Below are 10,742 nucleotides of genomic sequence, written 5' to 3' on the forward strand. Positions count from 1 at the left end.
GTCCCCCCCCCCCCCCCCCCCGCGCGGGGGGGCTTCGACCCCCCCCCCGACCCCCCCCCCCCTGTGGTGGGCCGTGCCGGCCGCGGCGGGGGGGGCGCCGCCGCCCACGGTTCTGCGACGGCCGTCAGTCGGCGTCGGTCAGCTCACGCGCGCGCTTGACGTCGTCGGCCATCCGGTCGAGCAGCGCCTCGATGGAGCCGAACTTCTCCATCCCGCGCAGGTAGGCCAGGAAGTCCACGGCCACGTGCAGCCCGTACAGGTCCAGGCCGACCCGGTCGATGGCGTACGCCTCGACGGTGCGGGCGGTGCCGTCGAAGGTCGGGTTGGTGCCGACCGAGATCGCCGCCGGCATCCGCTCGCCCTGGGCGGTCAGCCAGCCCGCGTACACGCCGTCGGCCGGGACCGCGCTGTGCGGCACGGTCTCGACGTTGGCGGTCGGGTAGCCGAGCTCGCGGCCGCGCTGCGCGCCGCGCACCACGACGCCCTCGACCCGGTGCGGGCGGCCGAGCACCTCGTTGGCGCCGGTCATGTCCCCGGTCTCGACCAGGCGGCGGGTCAGGCTGGAGGAGAACGGCTCGCCGTCCCCGGCGGTGCCGCACACCTGCAGGTCCACCACCTCGACCTCGAAGTCGTCCGCCCGGCCCAGCTCGGTGAGCAGCGCGACGTCCCCCGCCGCCTTGTGCCCGAAGCGGAAGTTGGGGCCCTCGATGACGACCCGGGCGCGCAGCGCGTCCACCAGCACCTGCCGGACGAAGGTCTCCGGGGACTCCTTGGAGAACTCGGCGGTGAACGGCAGCACCAGCACCGCGTCCACACCGAGTTCGGCGATCAGCTCGGCCCTGCGCGGGTGCGGCGCGAGCAGCGGCGGGTGGCTGCCCGGGCGGATCACCTCGCGCGGGTGCGGGTCGAAGGTCACCACGACCGAGGGGAGGCCGAGTTCGCGGGCCCGCTCGACCGCCCGCCCGATGATCAACTGGTGCCCGCGGTGCACCCCGTCGAACGAGCCGATGGTGACGACGCTGCGTCCCCAGTCAGCGGGGATCTCCTCCAGGCCACGCCAGCGCTGCACCCGACTGCTCCTCGTTCCGTACGGTGCGTACTCTCGGTACGCTCAAACGCTCAAAACCCGAACCCCTATAGCGTGCCATGCGCCTGCCCCGGCTCAGGCACCGGAATGGGGGTTGAGCGCACCGGTGTGCGCGGCGTCTCCGCCGGGGCGGTCCGCTCGGCCTCGGCGGCGGCGTACTGCGGGTCCCGTCCGGCGGTCACCAGGGCCCGCATCCGGGCCAGCCGCGGGCCGTCGGGCGCGGTCGGGGCGGCGTCGCCCGGCCACTGGGCGAGCAGTTGGGCGAAGGCCGCGGAGCGCCCGGCGCAGCGCACCAGCAGGTCGTCGGCGTCGGCCAGCCCCGGGGTCGTCCGCGCCAGCACGGCGCGGGCCCGGGCCGGGTTCTCGGCCGCACAGTGCTCGGCGAGACGTTCCACGGCGGCGGTGAGCACCACCCGGTCGGTCTCGGTGGCGAGCAGGGCGTCCAGCAGTTCGCAGCGCAGCGCGTCCGCCGCCGGGTCGGCCACCGGGGCGGACAGCACCTCGGCGAAGGGCCGGCGGACCTCCGCAGTCCGGGCGGCCAGCGCGGCGCCGAGCAGCAACCGCAGCTCCAGCCGGGCGGCCGGCCCGTCGATCGCGGCCTGCCGCAGGCGCCGGCCCAGGTAGTCGACGGCGACCGGCCCGGCCAGCTGCGGCTGCTCGCGCAGCAGCCGGGCGGCCAGTTCGGCGCCCCGCCGGGCGGCCAGCGGGGCGCGGGCGTCGGCGAGCACCAGCAGGGTCTCGGCGGGGGCCGCGCCGGGGGACGCCAGCCGGTCGGCGAGCGCGGCCAGGACGGGCTCCGGGTCGCTCTCCAGGGCCGGGGCCAGCGCGTACGGGGTGAGGAAGGCGTCGCCGCCCGCCCGGTGCAGGGCGAGGGCGGCGTCCAGGTGCCCGGCCCGGGTCACCGGGTCGGCGACCAGCAGGGCCAGGGCGGCGCCGTGCAGGCCCGGTTCGTCCTCGCGGGCGAGCAGGGCCAGCGCGCCGAAGCGCAGCAGTTCGGCCCCGGCCCCGCCGGCGTACGGGGCGGTCCGCAGCGCGTGCACGGCGGCCGCGACGTGCCGTTCGGGCCTCGGGTCGTGGCTCCAGCGGTCCACCGCGCGGCACAGCGCGGACGGCTCCTCGGCGGCGAGCACGGCGAGCAGCGCGTCCGCCCTCGGGTGCGCCGCGTCGGCCAGTGCGTCGGCCAACTCGTCCAGGGCCAGCCACCGGTGGGCGTACAGCAGGTCCTGGGCGAGGTCGGCGACCGCGACGCCCGGGCGGCCGGGCCGTCCGCCCGGGTCGCCGAACCAGGCGCAGAGCAGCGGGAACACCGCGACGGGGTCGGCGCGCAGCCGCTGCACGACCGCGCCGAGGAAGCGCTGCTCGGGGCCGTCGGCTGCCACCAGGCGGCGCAGCAGGGCGAGTTCGGCCTCGACGGGCAGACCGAGGCCGGTCCAGAACTCCGGGCCGAAGCGACCCTGCCCGTCGAGCGCCCGCCCGTCGAGCGCCTGCCCGCCGCCCGCGCCGGCCGCCCGCTCGGCGATCCGGCGGGCCAACTGGTCAAGCAGTGCCCGGTGTTCGACCGGGTCGGGGCTGGCGGTGAGTCCGGCGGTCAGCAACCGGGCCGCCCACCAGGCGGGTTCGCTGCCCGGCGGGCGCAGGTCGAGCGCGCGCCAGATCCGGTGCAGCCACGGGTCGAGGGCGGCCGCGCCCCAGGTCTCGGCGACCCGGCGCAGCGCGGCGGCGACCGGGCCGATCCGGTGCCTGGGGACGGCCGGGCCTGAGCCCTCCGGCCCGGGCGGGGTGTCCTCCGCCTCGCCGAGCAGCATCCGCAGCGCCGCGTCCAGGTCCAGGTGCCGGCCCTGCAGCCAGTCGGCGAACTCTCCGTGGGCGAAACGGAATCCGGGCCCGGCGGGGACGAACAGCCCCTCGGCGAGCACGGCCGTGGCCCAGCCGCCGTCGACCGGGAAGAGCTCCTCGAAGGCCTCCCGGCCCAGCGCGCCCGGCTCCTCGCCGAGCATCCGCCGGGCCGCCTCGTGCACCCGCCCGGCCACCGCCGCCGCGAGCCGGCGCACCCGCAGCTGGCGCGGTCCGGCGGCCCGGGCGGTGCCCCGGCGGTGCGCGCCGGGGCGGCGCGGCCGGCCGTCCTCGGCGAGGCGCTGGGCCACCCGCAGGCAGCGCAGGTCCAGGTGGGCGCCGAACAGGTCGCCGCGCCGCGCCGCCCCGTCGTGCAGGCCCTGCGCCCACAGCTCCCCGGCCAGCCGTACGGCCAGCGGGTGCCGGGCATCCTCGGCGGCGGTCGGGCGGCCCGGCGGCAGGCCGTAGCGGCGGCGCACCCGCTCGGCCGCCTCGGCGGGCAGCGGGCCGAGCCGCTGCGCGACCAGGCTCGGCGCTCCGGGGCCCGCGCCGTCCATCCGGACGGTGGGGGCACTGGCCAGGTCGCCGTCCGGTCCCGGTTCGGCCTGACGTGGGACGCCGGGGGCCCCGCCGCCCCACGGCTCGGCCGCCAGCCGCTCCCAGAACTCCTCGCCGCAGGCCGTCAGCAGCCGTGCCCCACAGCCGGTCAGCCACTGGCCGGCGCCGCGCAGCCAGCGCGGGTCCAGGTCGGCCGGGGCCTCCTCGGGGCCGTCCAGGATCACCAGCAGCGGGCGTCCGGCCGCCGCGCACAGGGCCGCCACCGTTTCCGGCGCGGGCGCCGGGACGCCCAGCTCGGCCGCGGCGGCGGCCAGTGCCCGTTCGACCGGTTCGGCGAGCGAGCGGTCCTCGGCTCGCAGGTCCGCGCCGCGCAGCCACAGGGTGGGCAGCGGCCGGGCGCCGCCGGAGCGGCGGACGGCGAGCGCGGCCAGTTCGGTGGAGCGCCCGCTGCCGGGGGCGCCGACCAGGACGGTGACGGTCGCCTCCGGCTCGTCGGTGGACGGCCCGTCCGGCCGGTCCACCCGGTCGGCGGCCAGCCCGGCCACCCGGCCCGGCCCGGCCCCGGCGGCGGCCAGCTGGGAGGAGGCCAGCCGCAGCACCCCGGCCAGGTTCAGCGCGGGCCCGTAGCCGGGCACCGCCGCCGCGTTGCGCGCCAGCAGCCCCGCCAGCTCCTCGGCGACCACCGCCCCGCCCCCGGCCGGAACGGCCGACAGCGCCCCGCCCACGGCCGTGACCGCCGACAGCGCCCCGCCCCGCAGGGCGGGCGCGGCCAGCGCCACCACGGCGCCGCTGCGGGCGTCCAGCACCGGCGACCCCGCCGGCACCACGACCCCGCCCACCGCCGGCACGTCCAGCACCAGCACCCCGGCCAGTGCGTGCCCGCCGTACGCGGCGCCGCTGACGCCCAGCAGCCCACAGCGCAGCACGACCGCCCGGCCGTCCTCCCCGGTGAGCGCGGCCAGCAGCACCTCGTGCCCCGCGCCCACCGCCGCGACCGGCAACGGCGGCACCGGCAGCCCGCCGACCGCGTCGGTGCGCAGCACGGCGAGCCCGTGCTCGGGCAACGGCAGCACCGCGTCCGGGCCGAGCACCCGGGTCTGGCCACCCGGGGTGTGCAGCACCACCCGGTCCAGGCCCGCCACGGCCTCGTGCGCGGTGAGCACCCCGCCCTGCGGGTCGGCGACGAGCCCTAAGCCGTGCAGCCGCCCGTTGAGGTCGCGGATCCGCAGCAGGTACCGCTCCGGATCGGTCTCCGCAAACCCCGGCATGAACGCCCCCTCGACCTCGCCCGGGCCCGTCGCCCGCTCGCCGCCGGGAGCCTGCCCGCCGAGGGAGCGCCCCCACCGCACCCGCGCCGCTCACCACGGTCGTTCACCTCGTGCGCTCCCCCGGGCGGGTGATGCCCCCCGTTCGGGTGAAGGGCCCGCACAGGTGAACCCCGCCGGGATTCCCGACGGGGTTCACACGCGAACGACCGGCTCAGCCGACGAAGACCGCGACCGGTTTCGCCTGCCCGCCCTTCTCCTCGACCAGTGCGAGGAAGCGCCCGTCCGGCCCGAACACCGCGATCGGCCCGTCCGCACCCAGCCCGGGCGCCTTCAGCCGGGCGCCGTGGGACAGCTTCTGCGCCGAGTCCTCGTCCAGGTCCCAGCGCGGGAAGGCGGCCGCCGCGGCCTGTGCGATCGGCAGCACCTCCAGCGGCGCGGCGGGCTCGCCGGTGACGGCGGCCTCCAGCTGCTCCAGGGTGCGTGCCGACTCCACCCCGTACGGCCCGACCTTGGTGCGCCGCAGCGCGGTCAGGTGCCCGCCGACGCCCAGCCCGGCACCCAGGTCGCGGGCCAGTGCCCGGATGTAGGTGCCGGAGGAGCACTCGACGGTCACGTCGAGGTCGATCACCGGCGTGCCGTCCTCGGCGACGGCCGTGCGCTGCTCGTGCACGGTGAAGGAGTGGATCGTGGTCGGCCGGGCCGCGAGCTCGAAGTCCTCGCCCTCGCGCACCCGGGCGTACGACCGCTTGCCGTCGATCTTGATCGCGCTGACCTTGGACGGCACCTGCATGATCTCGCCGGTGAGCGCGGCGATCCCGGCGTCGATCGCCTCCCGGGTGACGCCCTGCGCCGGGGTCGAGGCGGTGACCTCGCCCTCGCGGTCGTCGGTCACGGTGGTCTGGCCGAGCCGGATGGTCGCCTCGTAGGTCTTGGCGGTCAGCATCAGGTGGCCGAGCAGCCGGGTGGCCCGCTCGACGCCGATCACCAGCACGCCGGTGGCCATCGGGTCCAGCGTGCCGGCGTGCCCGACCTTCCTGGTCCCGGCCAGCCACCGCATCTTGGCGACGACCCCGTGGGAGGTGATGCCCTCGGGCTTGTCGACGATCACCAGGCCGTCCGGGCCGGTGCCTTTGCGCTTCATCGAGTTCTTTCTCTGGGACGTGCGGGAGGTGCTCAGGACAGGATGGTCAATGGAGGGGCCGCAGCGCACCCCGGAACCGCTCCACCACCGCGCCGACGTCCTCCCGGGCGCTGAACCCGGCCGCGAACACGTGCCCGCCGCCGCCCAGTTCGGCGCAGGCGGCGGCCACGTCGACCGCGCCCTTGGAGCGGGAGGAGCCGCGCAGGGTGCCGTCCGGGTCCTGCTTGAGCACCAGCGCCACCTCGGCCTCGGCCGGTCGGCGCAGGATGTCGATCAGCCCCTCGATCTCCTCGACGGTGACGCTGAACAGCGCCAGGTCCTGGTACGGCACCCAGGTCCACACCAGACCCAGCCCGCCGGCCGCTTCCGGCTCGTAGACGGCCCGGTCCAGCGCGGCCGCGAGCACCTTGAGGTAGCCGAAGGAGGAGGTGTCCCACAGCTGTCGGGAGATCAGGTCGTGCCGGATGCCGGTGGCCAGCAGCCGCCCGGCGAGTTCGTGGGTCGCGGGCGTGGTGGCCCGGTACTTGAAGGAGCCGGTGTCGGTGGCGACCCCGGTGTACAGGCAGGTGGCCAGGGCCTGGTCGAGCTCGACGCCGAGCCGGCGCAGCAGCTCGTCCACCAGCACGGCGGTGGCCGGCGCGGACGGGTCGATCAGCTGGTGGGTGCCGAAGCCCGGGTTGGAGGCGTGGTGGTCGAACACCACCAGGACGGGCGCGGCGAAGGCCTTGTCGTGCAGCAGGCCCAGCCGGCTCTGCGCGGCGACGTCGAAGCAGAGCACCAGCTCGGGGACGTCCGGCACCTCGGCGGCCGGCACGATCAGCTCCTGGCCGGGCAGGAAGGCCAGCGACTCGGGCACGATCTGCGGGTCGTCGCCGAAGGACACCCGCACCTGCTTGCCCAGCGCGCGCAGCGCCAGGGCGGCCGCCAGCGAGGAGCCCAGCGCGTCGCCGTCCGGGCAGATGTGGCAGATCAGGTCGATCGAACGGGCCCGCCCGATCTCCGCCACCACCTGCTGCCAGACCAGCTCGAAGCCGCTCTCCTCGGCGCGCGGCCCCGGGAGCGCCGCGAGGGCACCCTCCACCGTGCTGGTGGAGGACGCCCCCGTGGTCGTTCCGGCTCGCGAGGCGGCCTGCGCCGACTCACCCGCCATGACTACTCGTCCTCGTCGTCACGCTCGGACGCCGGCACCCGGTACGGGTCCGCGTCGCCGGCGTAGGTCGCCCCCGCGGCCTGGGTGCGCACGGCGGCGTCGGAGGTGCGGGCCCGGTCGAGCAGGTCGTCGATGTTCCGGGCGTTCTCCGGCAGCGCGTCCGCGACGAAGGTCAGCGACGGGGTGAAGCGCACCCCGGTCTGCTTGCCGACCTCGGAGCGGAGCACGCCCTTGGCGCTCTCCAGCGCGGCCGCGGTGGCCTCGCGCTCGGTCTCGTCACCGAAGACGGTGTAGAAGACGGTGGCCTCGCGCAGGTCGCCGGTCACCCGGGTGTCGGTGATGGTCACGAACCCCAGTCGCGGGTCCTTGATCCGCCGCTCCAGGGTCTGGGCGACGACCACCTGGATGCGGTCGGCGAGCTTGCGCGCCCTTGCGGTGTCGGTCACGTTGCCTCCTCGTGCAGTGGGCCCGGTACCCGGGCGAGCTGCGCACCCGTCGGGGCCCACGCCCCAAAGTACCGGCCCGCGCCCGGCCTTGCGGGCGCTCTCGGTCCTGATCTGTGTGAGAACGGCGACTTCCGCCGGCCGGCTCCACAGCCCTCATTCGTCGTCGTCGTTGTGGTAGCGCCTCCTCGCGGAGAGGAGCTGCACCTCGGGGCGGCCGGCGACCAACCGCTCACAGCTGTCCAGGACCTCGGTGACGTACCCGGCTTCGCCGGAGACCACCGCCAGGCCGATCTCGGCCCGGCGGTGCAGGTCCTGGTTCCCGGTCTCGGCAGCGCACACGCTGTACTTGCGCTGCAGTTCGGCCACGATGGGCCGCACGATCGAACGCTTCTCCTTGAGCGAGTGGACGTCGCCCAGCAGCAGGTCGAAGGTGAGTGTTCCCACGAACATGTATGACAGGTCTCGCCGACCTGGAAGGCCTCGGGGAAGGCGCGGCCCGGACCGGGCCCGCGCCGGGACCGTCGGAAGGTGACTTCCGAACACCCCGGACCCTACACAGCGAGACCGGGGCCGGTCGACGGAAATACCACCCGTCGACCGGCCCCGGCTGACACCGACTAGGCGCGCGGCTTCTCGCGCATCTCGTAGGTCTCGATGATGTCCTCGACCTTGATGTCGTTGAACGACCCCAGGGTGACACCGGCCTCGAAGCCCTCGCGGACCTCGGTCGCGTCGTCCTTGAAGCGGCGCAGACCCTCGATGGAGAGGTTCTCCGCCACGACCTTGCCGTCGCGCAGCAGGCGGGCCTTGGCGTTGCGGCGGATGATGCCGTCGCGGACCAGGACACCGGCGATGTTGCCGAACTTGGAGGAGCGGAAGACCTCGCGGATCTCCGCGGCGCCGAGGCGCACCTCCTCGTACTCCGGCTTGAGCATGCCCTTGAGGGCGTTCTCGATCTCCTCGATCGCCTGGTAGATGACCGAGTAGTACCGGACGTCCACGCCTTCCTTCTCGGCCGCCGCACGCGCACGGCCTTCGGCGCGCACGTTGAAGCCGATGATGATGGCGTCCGAGCCCATCGCCAGGTCCACGTCGGACTCGGTGATGGCACCCACACCGCGGTGCAGGACCCGGAGTTCGACCTCCTCGCCCACGTCCAGCTTGACGAGGGCGTCCTCAAGGGCCTCGACCGAACCGGAGACGTCACCCTTGATGATGAGGTTGAGCTGCTCGATGGAGCCGGCGGCGATGGCCTTGTCCAGGTCCTCCAGGGACACCCGGACCCGACGCTGCGCGAAGGCGGCGTTGCGGTCGCGGGCCGAGCGCTTCTCGGCGATCTGGCGGGCGGTGCGGTCCTCGTCGACGACGATGAAGCTGTCGCCGGCGCGGGGCACCGAGGTCAGACCGAGCAGCAGCACCGGACGGGACGGGCCGGCCTCGCTGAGGTTGTTGCCGTTCTCGTCCAGCATCGCGCGGACGCGGCCGTAGGCGTCGCCCACGACGATCGAGTCACCGACGCGGAGGGTACCGCGCTGGACCAGGACGGTCGCCATGGCGCCGCGGCCCTTGTCCAGGTGGGCTTCGATCGCAATGCCCTGCGCGTCCTGGTCGGGGTTGGCCCGCAGGTCGAGCGAGGCGTCCGCGGTCAGGACCACGGCCTCCAGCAGCTGGTCGATGTGCAGACCCTGGCGCGCGGAGATGTCGACGAACATGGTGTCGCCGCCGTACTCCTCGGCCACCAGGCCGAACTCGGTCAGCTGGCCGCGGACCTTGGTCGGGTCGGCGCCCTCGACGTCGATCTTGTTGACGGCGACCACGATCGGCACACCGGCGGCCTTGGCGTGGTTCAGCGCCTCGACCGTCTGCGGCATGACACCGTCGTTGGCCGCGACCACCAGGATCGCGATGTCGGTGGACTTGGCACCACGAGCACGCATGGCGGAGAACGCCTCGTGACCCGGGGTGTCGAGGAAGGTGATCGGGCGCTCTTCGCCGTTCACCATCGTCGCCACCTGGTAGGCACCGATGTGCTGGGTGATGCCACCGGCCTCGCCGGCCACCACGTTGGACTTGCGGATCGCGTCCAGCAGGCGGGTCTTACCGTGGTCGACGTGACCCATGACGGTGACGACCGGCGGGCGCGGGGCCAGCTGGTCCTCGTCGCCCTCGTCGGCACCGAAGTCGATGTCGAACGACTCCAGCAGCTCGCGGTCCTCGTCGTCCCGGCTGACGATCTCCAGCTGGAAGCCCATCTCGCCGGCCAGCAGCTCAAGGGTCGCGTCGGAGACCGACTGGGTCGCGGTGACCATCTCACCGAGGTTGAACATCACGGAGACGAGCGCGGCCGGGTTGGCGTTGATCTTCTCCGCGAAGTCCATCAGCGAGGCGCCGCTCGACAGGCGAACGGTCTGGCCGTTGCCGCGAGGCAGCATCACACCGCCGACGGACGGGGCCTGCATGGCCTCGTACTCCTGGCGCTTCGCCCGCTTCGACTTGCGACCGCGCGCCGGGCGACCGCCCGGGCCACGACCGAAGGCGCCCTGCGTACCACCACGGGCACCCGGGCCGCCGGGACGGCCGCCGAAACCACCGGGACGCGGGCCGAAGCCACCGCCGCCACCCGGGGCACCGCCACCGGGACGCGGGCCGCCGAAGCCACCGCCACCGGCCGGACGCGAGCCCGGACCGGCCGGACGGCCCTGGAAGCCGGGACGGGCACCGCCGGCGCCCGGACCACCCGGACGACCGCCGGGGCCACCCGGACCGCGGCCACCCGGACCCGGACGCGGGCCGGCCGGACGCTGCGGCATCATGCCCGGGTTCGGGCGCGGCATGCCGGACGGGGTCGGCCCACCGGGACGCGGCGCGGCCGGACGCGGCATGCCGTCGGGACGGGGGGCACCACCGGGACGCGGGGCACCGGCACCCGGCGCACCGGCCGGACGCGGACGGTCGCCACCGGGACGCGGGGCACCGGCACCCGGCGCACCGGCCGGACGCGGACGGTCGCCGCCCGGACGCGGGGCACCGGCACCCGGCGCACCGGCCGGACGCGGACGGTCGCCACCGGGACGCGGACGGTCGCCCTGCGCACCCTGAGCACCCGGACGGGCACCCGGCGCGCCGGGACGGCGGTCGCCGGGACGGGCCATACCGGTCGCGCTGCCCGAGGTGAACGGGTTGTTGCCCGGACGCGGGCCGGCCGGACGCGGGCCCGGACGGGCGCCGCCGGCCTGGCCGGCCGGGCGCGGGGCCTGGG

Annotated in this window: 7 protein-coding genes; all 7 read right to left on the reverse strand. The window is 75.8% G+C overall.

What is annotated here, in order from left to right; translation table 11 throughout:
* Positions 1–124: 124 nt before the first annotated feature.
* Positions 125–1,069, reverse strand: coding sequence for a bifunctional riboflavin kinase/FAD synthetase (locus ACFV1W_RS32275; protein ID WP_380420804.1), 945 nt, complete (start codon positions 1,067–1,069; stop codon positions 125–127).
* Between the two features lie 65 nt (positions 1,070–1,134).
* A complete protein-coding gene (locus tag ACFV1W_RS32280) occupies positions 1,135–4,746 on the reverse strand; it encodes a serine protease (RefSeq protein WP_380420805.1) in 3,612 nt (1,203 codons plus the stop codon).
* A 211-nt stretch (positions 4,747–4,957) separates the two neighbouring features.
* Positions 4,958–5,887, reverse strand: a complete 930-nt coding sequence (gene truB, locus ACFV1W_RS32285; RefSeq protein ID WP_380420806.1) for a tRNA pseudouridine(55) synthase TruB — start codon at positions 5,885–5,887, stop codon at positions 4,958–4,960.
* A 46-nt stretch (positions 5,888–5,933) separates the two neighbouring features.
* Positions 5,934–7,037: a bifunctional oligoribonuclease/PAP phosphatase NrnA gene (locus ACFV1W_RS32290; protein ID WP_380420807.1), complete on the reverse strand. Its 1,104-nt coding sequence runs from the start codon at positions 7,035–7,037 to the stop codon at positions 5,934–5,936.
* Positions 7,038–7,039: 2 nt separating this feature from the next.
* Positions 7,040–7,483 (reverse strand): 30S ribosome-binding factor RbfA, encoded by a 444-nt coding sequence (gene rbfA / locus ACFV1W_RS32295; protein WP_380420808.1) that lies wholly within the window; start codon positions 7,481–7,483, stop codon positions 7,040–7,042.
* Positions 7,484–7,636: 153 nt separating this feature from the next.
* Entirely contained in the window at positions 7,637–7,933 is a 297-nt protein-coding gene (locus ACFV1W_RS32300; RefSeq protein ID WP_030289887.1) for a DUF503 domain-containing protein, read from the reverse strand.
* A gap of 167 nt (positions 7,934–8,100) precedes the next feature.
* Positions 8,101–10,742, reverse strand: a 2,642-nt coding sequence (gene infB / locus ACFV1W_RS32305) for a translation initiation factor IF-2 (protein ID WP_380420809.1), incomplete at its 5' end; no start/stop codon positions are given.

The sequence above is a fragment of the Kitasatospora sp. NPDC059648 genome, from assembly GCF_042734825.1.
Classification (GTDB): domain Bacteria; phylum Actinomycetota; class Actinomycetes; order Streptomycetales; family Streptomycetaceae; genus Kitasatospora.